Consider the following 12,570-nt stretch of genomic DNA (forward strand, 5'->3'; position numbering starts at 1 on the left):
GCTAGGCGGTCAATGCTGCGAACCAGATGAGGAGCATGGTCACGAGAAAGCCGCAGGCGTAGTTGATCCACAGAAATCGGCGCCAGCCCCGATTCGCTCGCGCGGAATCCGCGTCGGAGACGGACCAGTACGGTGCCGCGGTCACGATGTACGGCACAGCCAGCACGATCGCGAGCGGACCGGGCCAGGCCGTGCCGAGCGTCGCGACGCCCGCGAGCGCCCAAGCGGCGATCGCGACCCTCGTTGTTCCGCGGGCGCCGAGGACCGTCGCGATCGAGGAGATCCCGCCCTCCCTGTCGGGCACCACATCCTGCACAGCGCCGAACGCGTGGCTGCCGATCCCCCAGAGGAAGAACGCCACGAGCACCGCCCAGAGCTGAGGGGTGAACGTCGCTCCGGCGAGCACCAGACCGTAGAGGGCCGGCGAGACGAAGTGCGTGCTCGACGTGATCGAGTCGAGGAAGGGGATCTCCTTGAAGCGCAGTCCTCTCACCGAGTATGCCAGCACCGCGAACAGGCTGATGGCGAGGACGATCCACGACAGCGGCGAGCCGACCCAGACGAGGTAGACGATGAACGGGACGGTGGTGACGGCAGCCGCGATCAACGTGGCCCGGTGCATCCCTCGATCGAGCAGAGCGCCTTCGGCGCCGCCTTTGCGCGGATTCCGCAAGTCGGACTCGTAATCGAAGACGTCGTTGATCCCGTACATCGCCAGGTTGTACGGGATCAAGAAGAACAGAGTGCCCACGACGAACGAGACATCGACGTGGCGGCTGGTGAGCAGGTAGGCCGCGGCGAAGGGGAACGCCGTGTTGATCCAGCTCAGGGGTCGGGATGCGAGCACCAACTGGCGCAGCAGCGACGGTTTGGCGACGGTCGTTGTCATCGGGCACGCTTTCGGAATAACAGCCACAATGCGGGCAGCAGCATCAGCGCTGCCACCGGATACGCGAAGTCTTCGAGCGGGACGAGCCCGAGCCGCACACCCGCGGTGTTGCCTTGCGTGTACTCCATGAGCCCCGATCCGATCATGATGTTGTCGAAGATCGCCGTGAGCACCAGCACCACCACGGTGGCGATCAGGATGCCCGGCCACCACGTGCGGAGGACATCCGCCCGATCCGGCGCGGTCCAGAGCGCGATGCCGAGCACCGCAGCGGCGACGGCGAGGAAGACCACGCTCAGCAGGAGGTACGTCATACGCGACTACGCCTCCGCTCGAGCATCCGCGTGGATCCGGTCACCAGGATCATGGTGAGGTAGCAGAGGAACGCGAGGAAGAACACTTCTTCCAGAGGCAACTCGGGCAGCAGGACGATCCCGGTCATGAACCGGCTCTCTCCGCGCGCGAAGATGTGCAAACCGATCCCGAAGATGTCCCAGAGCAGGAAGAACGCGACCCCGATCACGAGCACGAGGGTCGCGCGGCGGGCGTCGCGCCAGAAGAAGAGCTGGAAGCGTCGATCGAGCAGCACCATGCACCCGATCGCCAGCACCAGGAACAGCAGATAGAGGACACTCACGCAACGCGCTCCCCGTCCAGAGTGGCCGTCAAGGGCTCGGTGAGCGGACCGGTGGACTCATCGCCGCGCAGCCGTTTGACGGCAAGTTCGGCACTGATCAGGCACATGGGGAGACCGACGCCGGGAATCGTCGACCCGCCCGCGTAGAGAAGTCCGTCGACGACGGCGGATGCGTTGCGCCCGCGGAAGAAGGCGCTCTGACGCAGGGTGTGGGCCGGGCCGAGCGCTCCCCCGCGCCATGCGTTGAGATCGGTCGCGAAATCGCCGGGGCCGATCGTGCGTCGCACGACGATCCGGTCGGCGAGATCGGGGATTCCCGCCCAGGCCGCGATCTGGCCGATCGCAGCGTCGGCGGTCTGCTCGACCAGCGCATCCCCGGCCCCATCGATGCCGCCGGCGCCGATCGTCGGGTCTGCCGGGACTGGGATGAGCACGAACAGATTCTCACAGCCGGGCGGTGCGACACTCTCGTCGGTCGCGCTCGGTCGGCACACATAGAGCGAAGCGGGATCGGGGATCGACGGATTCGCGCCGTAGATCCGGTCGAAGTTGTCCGCCCAGTCGGTGGTGAAGAACAGACTGTGGTGCGCGAGCTCAGGGAGGGCACCACGAACACCGAGAAGCACCAGGACGGCGCCCGGTCCCGGATCACGGCGCTTCCACCAGCGCTCCCGATAACTGCTCCTGCCCTCGCGGAGCAGCTCCGTCTCCGTGTGGTGCAGGTCGGCGGCCGAGACGACCACCCCCGCCTCAAGGCGGTGCGCGACTCCGTCGGCGACGTAGTCCACTCCCGTGACGTGCGGCCGCCGGCCGGGTTCGTCGGTATCGGAGTCGGCGTCCGCCGAGCGGATGGCGGTCACGCGGGCGCCCGTCTCGATGCGTACGCCCTCGCGCTCGGCGAGCGCGGCGATCCTGTCGATGATCACACGGAAGCCGCCCAGCGGGTAGCGCACGCCGTCTTCGAGGTCGAGGTGACTCATCAGGTGGTACATGCTCGGCGCGCGGGAAGGCGAGGTGCCGAGGAAGACTGCCGGATAGCCGAGGATCTGGCGGAGCCGAGCGTCTTTCACGTAGTGCGCGGCGAACCGGTCGAGGGGCTGAAGGAGCAGGCGGCCGAGTCTTCCGAGACGGCCGAGAAGCTCGGGCACGAGAAGCGGTCGGAACGAGGCGAATGTGCTGTACAGGAAGCGGTCGACGGCCAGTCGGTAGGTCTCGCGGGCGCTGGCGAGGTAGCGGTCGAGACCGGCGCCCGCACCCGGCTGCACCCGCTCGAACATGGCCCGGTTCTCGGAACCGTCCGCGCTCACGTCCAGTGGCTCGGTGCCTCCCTCGAAGAAGACGCGGTAGCCCGGGTCGAGCGTGACGAGGTCGAGCTGCTCGGCCGTCGACGTGCCGAACAGGCGAAAGAAGTGATCGAAGACCTCGGGCATGAGGTACCAGGACGGGCCGGTGTCGAAGCGGAAGCCGCCGGACTCCCAAGCGCCGACTCGGCCGCCGATGTCGTCGTGCTGCTCCAGCAACGTCACACGGTAGCCGTCGCGAGCGAGAAGCGCCGCTGTGGCGAGGCCGGCGATGCCGCCCCCGATCACGACGACCGAGCGCTCGCGCGGGGTCACCGGCCGGACCCCGCGCCCCATCCGGCCGTGGCGCGGAGAAGTACGGCCAGCTTCGTGCGGGTGGGAACACTGATCCGGGTCGACAGCAGCTCTTGGGCAGGGGTCGACCGGATGCGATCGGTCAGTTCGGTGAAGAGTCCGTGCGCGGCGAGGATGGCACGCTTGCAGTTGTCCGGCAGCTCTGGGATGGCGTCGGCCGCAGCGCCGAGGTCGCACTCGATGTCCACCACGAGAGCGAGCTTCTGCCGCTCGGTGAGACGGTCCGGGTCGATGCCCGGAAAGTAACTGCGGCCGAGCTGAGACCAGTCCTCGGCGAGATCGCGGAGGAAGTTGATCTTCTGAAACGCCGCGCCCAACCGTCGGGCGCCCTTCTCCAGGCGGAGTCGTTCGTCTGCCGACACCGATTCATGAACGAGGAACGCCTTCAAGCACATCAGGCCGACCACCTCGGCCGATCCGTAGATGTATGCGCTCAGCTCTTCGGCCGAGAAGAAGTCGACCGGGCTGAGGTCGCGGCGCATCGACGCGAAGAACGGCGCGGTGAGCGTTCGGTCGATACCGACCACGCGAGCTGTGGAGGCGAACGAATGGACGACGACGTTCGCGCTGTACCCGGTTCGCATGGCACGCTCGGTGTCTGCCTCGAGGGCGTCGAGCAGGTCGCGCTGATCGTCGAGCGTGAGACCTGCTTCAGCCGCTGCCCCGTCGACGATCTCGTCCGCGATGCGCACAAGGGAGTAGATGTCCTCGACCCGCGGTCTCACAGCGGGTGCGAGCAGCCGAGTCGCCATGCCGAACGATGTCGAGTACTCGTGGATGATCGTCGCCGAGCTCGTATGCGCGGCCCGCGTGTAGAGCGCGAGGTCGGTCGGGTGCTCGATTCGGATGTCAGGGCCGATGTCGGCCTCGCGGGTCATACGAGCCGCCCGATGCAGGATTCCGCGACAGCGCTGAGCTCTGACACGAGACCATGAGGGAGACGGGATGCGTCGAGCACGCCCACAGCGCGAGTCACGTGCTCAGCGACGAGCCCCTCGACGAAGTTCTTCGCTCCGCAGTCGCGCAGCACCCGGGCGAGCGCCCTTCCGTCGTCGTCGCTCAGGTCCGGCCGCCCGAGCAGCGGCTCGATGCTGGACCACGAGCGGGTTCCCCGCGCGAACGCGATCAGCGAGGTCTCCTTGCCCTCGCGCAGGTCGCTGACGATGCTCTTGCCTGTGACATCGACACTGCCGAACACGCCGAGAAGATCGTCGCCGAGCTGGAATGCGACACCGAGCAGCCGGCCGAACTCGCCGAGCGCCTCGAGATCGTCTCCGTCGGCCCCCGCGAGGATCGCACCCGCCGTGAGCGGACCGGCGAACGAGTACGTGGCGGTCTTGCGCTCGGTCATGGCCAGCACATCCGGAAGCCCCGCTTCACCGATGCCGATGCTGAACGACACGTCGGCGAGTTCACCCGCTGCGGTCACGAAGACGCTGTGATCGAAGACGTCGAGGAGGGCGTCGCGCTGCGCGGACGGGACGTCGACCCGGGCGAGCAGAGACTGGGAAGCCTGAATGAGCAGGTCGCCCGCCAAAATGGCCGCTGTCGCGCCCCACAGCGAAGCCTTGACCTGCGCGACCCCCTTCGAACGGGCATCGGCCTCGAATTCGCCGGCGAGGTTGGGGATGCCGCGGCGAACGGTGTCTCCGTCGATCACGTCGTCGTGCAGCAGGAACGCCGTGTGAAGCAGTTCGAACGCCACCGCGACGTCGAGCGCGTTCCTGTAGCTGCCGGTCGCGTCGCCGCCGAGGCCTCGGAACGCGGTCATCACGAAGCGTGGCCGGATGCGCTTTCCACCGATGCTCGCGCGCTTCGCCCCTGCCCAAAGGTGCTGGTAATCAGTGCCGTAGCGGCGGGCGACGTGCGCGCGGTCTGCGAAGAAGGAGTCGAGCCTCATGTCGACATCGGCGGACACGTCCAGTTGGTGCGTACCGACGGGGATCTGAGTCATCCGCCGCTCCTTTGTCTAGCCAAGTAAGTAAATAACTTAGCACGCATCTTACCCCCGGGCATAGGATGCTCGCATGGCTTCTGACAAGGACGAGGCGCAGCGGATCTCGGGCTCCCTGCTCGACCCCCGTGTGATCGATCCGCGCCAGGAACTGGTGCAGCACGACGACCTCACCGAGCACGAGCTCCTCCAGATCGTGCGGGTGCTCACCTCGATCCGTGACTGGCGCGAAGCCGAGCAGAAGCTCAGTTTCGAGTCGCGCACGCACATGAAGCTCAACGAGACCGACATGAAGGCGTTGCGCTACATCATCGCCTCGATGAACGCCGACGTCGCGGTCACCGCCGGGGCCCTCTCCGAGCATCTGCACATCTCGACAGCGTCGACAACCAAGCTGCTCGATCGGTTGGAGAAGGCCGGCCACATCGAGCGGCGACCGCATCCGACCGACCGTCGGGCCGTGACGGTGGCCATCACCGAGGAGACCCACCGCGAGGTGCGGCGCACGATGGGCGTGCAGCACGCGCGCCGGTTCGAGGTCGCCAAACGCCTGACGCCCGCCGATCGCGATGTGGTGATCCGGTTTCTCAACGATCTCAGCGAGACGATCGGCAAGCCCGTCGAGAGCTAGCCTTCGGGCTGTTCGGCATTGGCAGCTTCGGCTTCGGCTTCCGCCTGCGTCTCCGCCTCGGCTTCGAGCACGATGCGGTTGACCATTCCCGAGAAGATGATCCCGTGGAACGGGAGGATCGACAGCCAGTAGAGCCGGCCGGGAAGCCCCTGCGGGAAGAAGATCGCGCGCTGGTGATAGATCGAGCCAGAACCCTGCTCCCCCGGCTCGACACTCAGTTCGAGCCACGCACGCCCGGGCACCCGCATCTCCGCGCGGAGCCTCAGTCGGCTGCCCCGCTCCAGACGCTCGACCCGCCACCAGTCCACCGCGTCGCCCGTCTGCAGCCGGTCCGGATCCAGACGGCCGCGGGTGAGCCCGACGCCGCCGACGAGCTTGTCCGCCCACCCGCGCAGTGCCCACGCGAGCGGGAACGAGTACCAGCCCCGCTCGCCGCCGATTCCTTCGATGACCCGCCACACGCTTGCAGGATTCGCGGTGCTAGCCCGCTCGCGCACATCCGTGTACACCGTGTGACCGGCCCAATCGGGTTCGCTCGGCAACGGGTCGCTCGGGGCGCCGTCGACGGATGAGTTGCGCCAGCTGGTCTCCACAGCACCGTCGCGCATCTTGGCCAGCGCCAGGCGCACGGCCTTCCGGTACCCGGTGAGCCCTCCCTCAGGCGGTGGTATGACGCCGTCGATGTCTGTCTCCTGCACGACGCAGTCGTACTGGAGCGACTCGATGATCGGCACCGCGAGGCTGCGCGGAATGGGGGTGACCAGGTTCACCCACTGCGACGCGAGCCAGGGGGTGAACACAGGCAGTGAGGCGATGGGACGCTGCCGCAGCCCCGCCTCCACCGCGTAGCCGTTCATCATCTGCCCGTAACGCAGGATGTCCGGTCCGCCGATGTCGAAGGCCCGGTTCACCTCGGGTGGCAGGTCTGCGGCGGCACGCAGGTAGAAGAGCACATCGCGGATCGCGATCGGCTGGATGCGGTTTCGCACCCACTTCGGCGCCGGCATGTACGGCAGCACCTCGGTGAGGTGCCGGATCATCTCGAAGGACGCCGATCCCGAACCGATCACGACCCCGGCTTGGAACACGATGGTGGGCACTCCGGAGGCGAGCAGGATGCGCCCGACGGCCACCCTAGAACGCAGGTGCCGCGACAGCTTCTCGCCATCCGGGTGGAGCGCGCCCAGGTAGACGATCCTCGATACGCCCGCCGCTTCCGCCGCCTCCGCAACGGTGCGGGCGGCGTCCGATTCCTCCTCCTCGAAATCACCGGATGCGCGCATGGAGTGCACGAGGTAGTAGACGATGTCGATCCCGCGCATCGCATCCCGAACCGAATCGGCATCGTGCAGGTCGCCCTGAACGATCTCGACATCGGGCGCCCACGGCACGTCGGTGAGCTTCTGCGGCGAGCGCGCGAGCACCCTCACCGTGAATCCGTCGGCCAGCAGGCGGGGCACGAGCCGCCCGCCGATGTAGCCTGTCGCCCCGGTCACCAGCACCTGTCGCGTCGTCATTCGACGACCATACGCTCGAGGTCAAGGGGCGAGCCTTGGCGTAAACGCCCGATTGTCGCTCGTCGTCCTGTACCGTTCAAGCCATGGGCAAGCTCATTTACGCCGGCACGACCGAGATCGGCTTCGAAGACCGCGTTCTCGCGCACCTGCAGATCGTCGTGGGGCTCAAACTCCGTCGCAAAGAGGGATTCTTCTTTTCGTGGCGCGACGAGCAGAGTGTCGGCGACGGCCGCAGTGCCATCTGGATCGACCCGGCGATCCCTTTGCTGTTCCGCTACAGCGGTGGCCGGCCACCCAAGATCAACAAGACCTGGCTCGAGGCGCTGACGCTGTCGTCGAACAGCGCGCAAGGACTGCAGCTCACCGAGGAGATCGGCGCGCTCGGCGCTGACGAAGTCAACGCCGACTCCCTCCCGGACGCTGAACCGAGGGGTTGCCATGCCCCCGGCACCGGCCTAGCGTAACTGCGGAGCCGGTAGCACGGCTCGACACTTCGACATATCGCAGGGCTCGCAGCAGGAATCGAGGCACGCCCATGACATCCACCCCTGAAGGCGCAGGCACACCCGCCGAGTCGCAGGCGCCGGCAGCGAGCGCCGCTGCCCAGGCGGCACCCGAGAACTCGGGTGCGACAACGGATCCGGCCGTCGCGGAGAACTCGGGCGTCGAAGAAACCGATCGTCCCGGAGACATCCCCTTCGACCAGGCGGCGGCAGAACACGAGAACCCCGCGCTCGAGTGAGCACGGGGTCCCGTTGCAGCGTGAGCTAGCGGCTACCGCAAGTACTCGAGGAGTTCGGGGCAGCGCAGTCGTTTCAGACTGCGAGTCTCGAGTTGGCGCACCCGCTCCCGGGTGATGCCGTAGATCTCGCCCACCTCGTCCAGCGTCATCGGCTTCTGCCCATCGAGGCCGAAGCGCATCCGGACCACGCGGGCGTCACGTGCGGGCAGCTCTCGAAGGCGGTCCTCGAGGTCGCGGTGACGGAAGTCGACCTCGACCGCCTCGGAGGGCTGCGGAAAGTCGTCGTCTTCGATGAGGTCGCCGAGTTCGGCACCATCGTTCTCGCCGACAGGGACGGCGAGCGAGACCGTCTCGGAATCGCTCATCTGGAGCTTGCGCACTTCGGAGGGCTCGAGGTTCGAGGCCTCCGACATCTCTTCGAGCGTGGGGGTGCGACCGAGCTCTCCGCCGAGGTCGCGACGGATGCGGTCGAGCTTGTCGATCTTCTCCACCGTGTGAACGGGGATGCGGATCAGCCGAGCGGTGTCCGCGATGCCGCGCAGGATGGACTGACGGATCCACCAGGTCGCGTAGGTGGAGAACTTGTTGCCCGTGCGGTAGTCGAACTTCTCGACGGCACGCACCAGCCCGAGGTTGCCCTCTTGGATGAGGTCCATCACCGGCAGTCCGCGTCCCGCGTAGCGCTTGGCGATGCTCACGACGAGGCGCAGGTTGGCCTCGATGAATCGCTCGAATGCCCGCTTGCCGTCATCGGCCAACCACTGCAGTTCGCGTCGTTCCATGGGCGTGAGGCCGGGGCGCTTGGCGATTCGCTCCCCTGCGAGCACGCCGACCTCGATCCGCTTGGCGAGGGAGACCTCTTCCTCGGCTGTCAGCAGGCGGGTGCGCCCGATCGAGTTGAGGTAGTCGCGCACCGGATCATTCGTCACTTCGAGCATTGTCATTTCGTCATCCCTCGGCTCGGCTTCGTCTTCTCTTGTCTGGTGCATCCGGATCCCCGTGTCGGCGGAAATCCCAAGCAAACGTAAACATCTGCGGCCCACCCCCAACAAGGGGTTGACAGGCGCTGGGCCGCTCGCTAGGCGTGTTGATCGGGGCGCCATATACGCCGTTCTGTCAAGCCCCTAGAGGGATCCGACAGCTCCGCTTAGAGTCCGGTCGGTGACCGCGCATTCATCGAACACTCAGGAACTGAAGACGATCGAGACCACCATCCCGGCCAGGATGGACCGGCTCCCCTGGTCCCGATGGCACTGGCTCGTCGTCATCGGTCTCGGAACTGTCTGGATCCTCGACGGCCTCGAGGTGACCATCGTCGGCGCTATCGGCAGCAGGCTCACCGAGCCCGACAGCGGCCTCGGACTGACGACCGCCCAGGTCGGCCTCGCCGCCGCCATCTACATCGCCGGGTCGTGCACAGGTGCGCTGGTCTTCGGCTATCTGACCGACAGGTTCGGCCGGAAGAAGTTGTTCATCATCACCCTCGGCTTGTACCTGCTGGCAACCGTCGCCACGGCTTTCGCCTTCACGCCGGCCGTGTTCTTCATCTGCCGGTTCTTCACCGGTGCCGGCATCGGTGGCGAGTACGCCGCGATCAACTCGGCGATCGACGAGCTCATCCCCGCCCGTCGTCGCGGAGTGGTGGACCTGGCGATCAACGGCTCGTACTGGCTCGGGACCGCATTCGGTGCGGTGCTCACCGTGTTCCTCTTGAACACCGACATCTTCGCCGCGAACATCGGCTGGCGCCTGGCATTCGGTCTCGGTGCCGTCCTCGGCCTCGTCATCCTGCTGGTGCGGCGCAACGTCCCCGAATCGCCGCGCTGGATGTTCATCCACGGTCGCGACGAAGAGGCCGAGAAGCTCGTGAACGGTATCGAGGAGCAGATCGAAAAGGAGTCCGGCGAACCGCTGGAGGAGGTTCCCGCCGACAAGTCGATCGAGATCCACCAACGCCGGTCGACAGGATTCGGCGAGATCGTACGTACCGCGGTCACCCGCTACCCCAAGCGGTTCGTGCTCGGACTGTCGCTGTTCATCGGGCAGGCGTTCCTCTACAACGCGGTGTTCTTCACGTACGCCCTGGTGCTCACCAAGCTTCTGCACGTTCCCGACGATGTGGCACCCTGGGCCCTCGTTCCGATCGCGATCGGCAACTTCCTGGGTCCGCTGCTGCTCGGGCACTTCTTCGACTCGATCGGCCGGCGCTTCATGATCACGCTGTCCTACATCGGAAGCGGTGTCCTGCTCGTCGGTACCGGAATGCTCTTCGACGCGGGCGCGCTCGACGCATTCTGGCTCACCGCGTGCTGGATGCTCGTCTTCTTCCTCGCCTCAGCGGGCGCGAGCAGCGCCTACCTGACGGTCAGCGAGATCTTCCCGATGGAGACACGCGCGATGTCCATCGCGTTCTTCTACGCGATCGGAACCGCGATCGGCGGCATCGCAGGACCGATCCTCTTCGGGCAGCTGATCGAGTCGGGCATCCACTCCGTGGTCATCGGCTACTACATCGGCGCCGGGCTCATGATCGCCGCCGGGCTCGTCGAGCTCTTCCTCGGCGTGGATGCCGAGCGGAAGTCCCTCGAGGAGATCGCGACTCCGCTCTCGTCGAACCCGAAATCGTCGGAGAACGCGTCGGACACTCGGGGCTGAGGCTCGAGGGTGATCAAGGGCGGCTGAAGCGACGCTTTCCCGGGCTCAGCCGATCAACTCGAGCAGCGCCGGCTCGGGAGCGCGGCCGCCCGATCGATCGATGACATCGCCCGAGCGGTAGCGGTCGAAGATCCTCGGGTCGATGTAGCTGTTGCGTGCGATCGTCGGGGTGTTTCCGAGAGCGGCCGCTGCCTCGTTGACGGCAGCGCTCATGCGCTTCTTGCGCTCCCCTCGGTACGTCCGACACCCAGTTCGGAGAGCGCGGTCGCGGCGACGATCGTGCCGTGAAGCGTGCGGAAGTCCTTCGCGGTGAACTCTCCCCTGGTCTGCCGCCGGATGTACTCGTTCAGCGACGCGGGGCGGATCGTGTGCCACGACGTGTCCTTCCAGGACAGCACCCGCGCGCGCTCCCCGCGGGTCGCCTGCACCTCGCCGAGCAGCGCGGCGACATCCTCGTCCGTGATCGTGCTCGTCCACTTCTGGGCGCTCTTCGCGGGAAAGGTGAGCGTCACGTCGTCGCCGTCGATCTTCACGTGACGGCACAAGAGGGTGGTCAGGCCCCGACTGCCGTTCGCGTGCAGATACTCTTCGCTTCCGATCCTCAGCGAGCCCAGGTCGATGATCCTCAAAGCCGCGGCCAGGATGCGATCGCGCCCGAACCCCGGTTCCCGCAGGTCGATCGTCACCCGGCGACGCGCAGCAGGCAGGGTATCTGCCAATTGCAGCGCGCGGTCGAACTTGATCCTGTCTTGATGGATGCGCCACGACTCGTGATAGAGGTACTGGCGCCGCCCCGCCTGGTCGGTGCCCACCGCCTGGATGTGGCCTCGCGCATCCGGAGACACCCACACGTCCTGCCACGCGGGCGGGATGACCAGCGAATGGATGCGCTCCAGCTCGCGTTCGTCGACGATCGGATTGCCGGCCTCGTCCTCGTACCGCACACCCTTCTTCGAGGTGATTCGGCGGTAACCCGGTCCGGACGGATCGCTGCGCCGCAGCCGCGTCACGCGGGCTTCTTCTTGGCTGCGGGCTTCTTCTTCGTCTCGCTCTTCTTCGCCGGCGACTTCTTCTCGGCCGAGGCGGACCCCTTCGACCGGCTCCGCTCGACGCTGCGCTGCAGGGCCTCCATCAGGTCGATGACCTCGCCGCCGCCCGACTTCTTCTCCTCTTCTTCGCCGAACGTCTCGGCGGTGTCGATCGCGTCGCCCTGTTCCAGCTTCGCGTCGATGAGCTTGCGCAGCTCCTCCTGGTACTCGTCGCTGAACTTCTCCGGCTCGAAGTCGCCGGCGAAGCTCTCCATCAGTGCCTCGGAGAGCTGCAGCTCGCGCTGCGTGACCCGCGGCCGTTCTTGCAGCGACGGGAACTCAGCCGCCCTGATCTCATCGTTCCAGAGCAGCGTCTGGATCATCAGCACGTCTCCGCGCACCCGCAAAGCCGCCAGCCGGCTCTTCTGCCGCAGTGCGAAGTTGACGATGGCCGTGCGGTCGGAATCCTCGAGCGTGCGGCGGAGCAATTCGTACGCCTTCTGCGATTTCGAGTCGGGTTCGAGGTAGTAGCTCTTGTCGAACATGATCGGGTCGAGCTGGTCGTTGGGCACGAACTCGACGACATCGATCTCGCGGCTGCGCTCGGCGGGAAGCGAAGCCAGATCCTCCGCTGTGAGGATCACCGTGCGCTCACCGTCGTCGTACGCCTTGGCGATGTGCTCGTACGGGATGATCTTGCCGTCGATCTCGCACCGTCGCTGATACCGGATTCGCCCGCCGTCGGCGTCGTGCACCTGGTGCAGCGCCACGTCGTGGTCTTCGGTGGCGCTGTACACCTTCACCGGAACGTTCACCAAGCCGAAAGTGATCGCACCCGTCCATATGGCCCTCATGCGACCAT

The 12,570-nt window shown here is 66.4% G+C and carries 15 protein-coding genes; 4 read left to right on the top strand and 11 right to left on the bottom strand.

What is annotated here, in order from left to right; translation table 11 throughout:
* Position 1: 1 nt before the first annotated feature.
* From ACQ86A_RS13460 to ACQ86A_RS13485, 6 genes are read right to left on the bottom strand one after another with little or no spacing between them, the layout of a single operon-like run.
* Positions 2-889 carry a prenyltransferase gene (locus ACQ86A_RS13460; RefSeq protein ID WP_431277506.1) on the bottom strand — a complete coding sequence of 296 codons (888 nt, stop codon included), beginning with the start codon at positions 887-889 and terminating at the stop codon, positions 2-4.
* Positions 886-1,203, bottom strand: coding sequence for a lycopene cyclase domain-containing protein (locus ACQ86A_RS13465; RefSeq protein ID WP_431277507.1), 318 nt, complete (start codon positions 1,201-1,203; stop codon positions 886-888). The genes ACQ86A_RS13460 and ACQ86A_RS13465 overlap by 4 nt, the downstream gene beginning before the upstream one ends.
* Complete coding sequence (locus ACQ86A_RS13470) at positions 1,200-1,526, bottom strand: lycopene cyclase domain-containing protein (protein WP_431277508.1); 327 nt, start codon at positions 1,524-1,526, stop codon at positions 1,200-1,202. The genes ACQ86A_RS13465 and ACQ86A_RS13470 overlap by 4 nt, the downstream gene beginning before the upstream one ends.
* Positions 1,523-3,163 carry a phytoene desaturase family protein gene (gene crtI / locus ACQ86A_RS13475; RefSeq protein ID WP_431277509.1) on the bottom strand — a complete coding sequence of 547 codons (1,641 nt, stop codon included), beginning with the start codon at positions 3,161-3,163 and terminating at the stop codon, positions 1,523-1,525. Before crtI ends, ACQ86A_RS13470 begins: the two co-directional genes overlap by 4 nt.
* Positions 3,139-4,059, bottom strand: coding sequence for a phytoene/squalene synthase family protein (locus tag ACQ86A_RS13480; RefSeq protein ID WP_431277510.1), 921 nt, complete (start codon positions 4,057-4,059; stop codon positions 3,139-3,141). Before ACQ86A_RS13480 ends, crtI begins: the two co-directional genes overlap by 25 nt.
* Positions 4,056-5,135, bottom strand: coding sequence for a polyprenyl synthetase family protein (locus ACQ86A_RS13485; protein ID WP_431277511.1), 1,080 nt, complete (start codon positions 5,133-5,135; stop codon positions 4,056-4,058). Before ACQ86A_RS13485 ends, ACQ86A_RS13480 begins: the two co-directional genes overlap by 4 nt.
* Before the next feature lie 73 nt (positions 5,136-5,208).
* Between ACQ86A_RS13485 and ACQ86A_RS13490 the strand changes: the two genes are divergently transcribed.
* Positions 5,209-5,766, top strand: a complete 558-nt coding sequence (locus ACQ86A_RS13490) for a MarR family winged helix-turn-helix transcriptional regulator (protein WP_431277512.1) — start codon at positions 5,209-5,211, stop codon at positions 5,764-5,766.
* Here ACQ86A_RS13490 and ACQ86A_RS13495 read toward each other — a convergent pair.
* Positions 5,763-7,283 carry an SDR family oxidoreductase gene (locus ACQ86A_RS13495; RefSeq protein WP_431277513.1) on the bottom strand — a complete coding sequence of 507 codons (1,521 nt, stop codon included), beginning with the start codon at positions 7,281-7,283 and terminating at the stop codon, positions 5,763-5,765. The two genes, ACQ86A_RS13490 and ACQ86A_RS13495, sit on opposite strands and share 4 nt — an antisense overlap.
* Positions 7,284-7,366: 83 nt before the next feature.
* Here ACQ86A_RS13495 and ACQ86A_RS13500 point away from each other — a divergent pair, with 83 nt between their 5' ends.
* Both ACQ86A_RS13500 and ACQ86A_RS13505 read left to right on the top strand, forming a co-directional pair.
* The gene (locus tag ACQ86A_RS13500) at positions 7,367-7,747 is read left to right on the top strand and encodes an ATP-dependent DNA ligase (protein ID WP_431277514.1); all 381 of its coding nucleotides are present in this window, start codon (positions 7,367-7,369) and stop codon (positions 7,745-7,747) included.
* 71 nt (positions 7,748-7,818) lie between these two features.
* Positions 7,819-8,025, top strand: coding sequence for a hypothetical protein (locus ACQ86A_RS13505; protein WP_431277515.1), 207 nt, complete (start codon positions 7,819-7,821; stop codon positions 8,023-8,025).
* A 32-nt stretch (positions 8,026-8,057) separates the two neighbouring features.
* Here the strand turns inward: ACQ86A_RS13505 and ACQ86A_RS13510 are convergent, their stop codons facing one another.
* Positions 8,058-8,969 (bottom strand): sigma-70 family RNA polymerase sigma factor, encoded by a 912-nt coding sequence (locus ACQ86A_RS13510; RefSeq protein WP_431277516.1) that lies wholly within the window; start codon positions 8,967-8,969, stop codon positions 8,058-8,060.
* A 280-nt stretch (positions 8,970-9,249) separates the two neighbouring features.
* Here ACQ86A_RS13510 and ACQ86A_RS13515 point away from each other — a divergent pair, with 280 nt between their 5' ends.
* The gene (locus ACQ86A_RS13515) at positions 9,250-10,680 is read left to right on the top strand and encodes an MFS transporter (RefSeq protein WP_431280448.1); all 1,431 of its coding nucleotides are present in this window, start codon (positions 9,250-9,252) and stop codon (positions 10,678-10,680) included.
* 45 nt (positions 10,681-10,725) lie between these two features.
* Here ACQ86A_RS13515 and ACQ86A_RS13520 read toward each other — a convergent pair whose 3' ends face one another.
* From ACQ86A_RS13520 to ACQ86A_RS13530, 3 genes are read right to left on the bottom strand one after another with little or no spacing between them, the layout of a single operon-like run.
* A complete protein-coding gene (locus tag ACQ86A_RS13520; RefSeq protein ID WP_431277517.1) occupies positions 10,726-10,893 on the bottom strand; it encodes a hypothetical protein in 168 nt (55 codons plus the stop codon).
* Positions 10,890-11,690, bottom strand: a complete 801-nt coding sequence (locus ACQ86A_RS13525) for a DNA topoisomerase IB (RefSeq protein WP_431277518.1) — start codon at positions 11,688-11,690, stop codon at positions 10,890-10,892. Before ACQ86A_RS13525 ends, ACQ86A_RS13520 begins: the two co-directional genes overlap by 4 nt.
* Positions 11,687-12,562 carry a Ku protein gene (locus tag ACQ86A_RS13530; protein ID WP_431277519.1) on the bottom strand — a complete coding sequence of 292 codons (876 nt, stop codon included), beginning with the start codon at positions 12,560-12,562 and terminating at the stop codon, positions 11,687-11,689. Before ACQ86A_RS13530 ends, ACQ86A_RS13525 begins: the two co-directional genes overlap by 4 nt.
* Positions 12,563-12,570 lie beyond the last annotated feature (8 nt).

The organism is Leifsonia poae, assembly GCF_050632195.1.
Taxonomy (GTDB): Bacteria; Actinomycetota; Actinomycetes; order Actinomycetales; family Microbacteriaceae; genus Leifsonia; species Leifsonia poae_C.

What these genes read in the sequence shown, in the direction of transcription:
- ACQ86A_RS13480 (WP_431277510.1), bottom strand. Translation starts at nt 4,059, where the DNA reads ATGACCCGCGAGGCCGACATCGGCCCTGACATCCGAATCGAGCACCCG.
- ACQ86A_RS13505 (WP_431277515.1), top strand. Translation starts at nt 7,819, where the DNA reads ATGACATCCACCCCTGAAGGCGCAGGCACACCCGCCGAGTCGCAGGCG.
- ACQ86A_RS13465 (WP_431277507.1), bottom strand. Translation starts at nt 1,203, where the DNA reads ATGACGTACCTCCTGCTGAGCGTGGTCTTCCTCGCCGTCGCCGCTGCG.
- ACQ86A_RS13500 (WP_431277514.1), top strand. Translation starts at nt 7,367, where the DNA reads ATGGGCAAGCTCATTTACGCCGGCACGACCGAGATCGGCTTCGAAGAC.
- ACQ86A_RS13520 (WP_431277517.1), bottom strand. Translation starts at nt 10,893, where the DNA reads ATGAGCGCTGCCGTCAACGAGGCAGCGGCCGCTCTCGGAAACACCCCG.
- ACQ86A_RS13515 (WP_431280448.1), top strand. Translation starts at nt 9,250, where the DNA reads ATGGACCGGCTCCCCTGGTCCCGATGGCACTGGCTCGTCGTCATCGGT.
- ACQ86A_RS13490 (WP_431277512.1), top strand. Translation starts at nt 5,209, where the DNA reads ATGGCTTCTGACAAGGACGAGGCGCAGCGGATCTCGGGCTCCCTGCTC.
- ACQ86A_RS13530 (WP_431277519.1), bottom strand. Translation starts at nt 12,562, where the DNA reads ATGAGGGCCATATGGACGGGTGCGATCACTTTCGGCTTGGTGAACGTT.
- crtI (WP_431277509.1), bottom strand. Translation starts at nt 3,163, where the DNA reads ATGGGGCGCGGGGTCCGGCCGGTGACCCCGCGCGAGCGCTCGGTCGTC.
- ACQ86A_RS13485 (WP_431277511.1), bottom strand. Translation starts at nt 5,135, where the DNA reads ATGACTCAGATCCCCGTCGGTACGCACCAACTGGACGTGTCCGCCGAT.
- ACQ86A_RS13495 (WP_431277513.1), bottom strand. Translation starts at nt 7,283, where the DNA reads ATGACGACGCGACAGGTGCTGGTGACCGGGGCGACAGGCTACATCGGC.
- ACQ86A_RS13510 (WP_431277516.1), bottom strand. Translation starts at nt 8,969, where the DNA reads ATGACAATGCTCGAAGTGACGAATGATCCGGTGCGCGACTACCTCAAC.
- ACQ86A_RS13460 (WP_431277506.1), bottom strand. Translation starts at nt 889, where the DNA reads ATGACAACGACCGTCGCCAAACCGTCGCTGCTGCGCCAGTTGGTGCTC.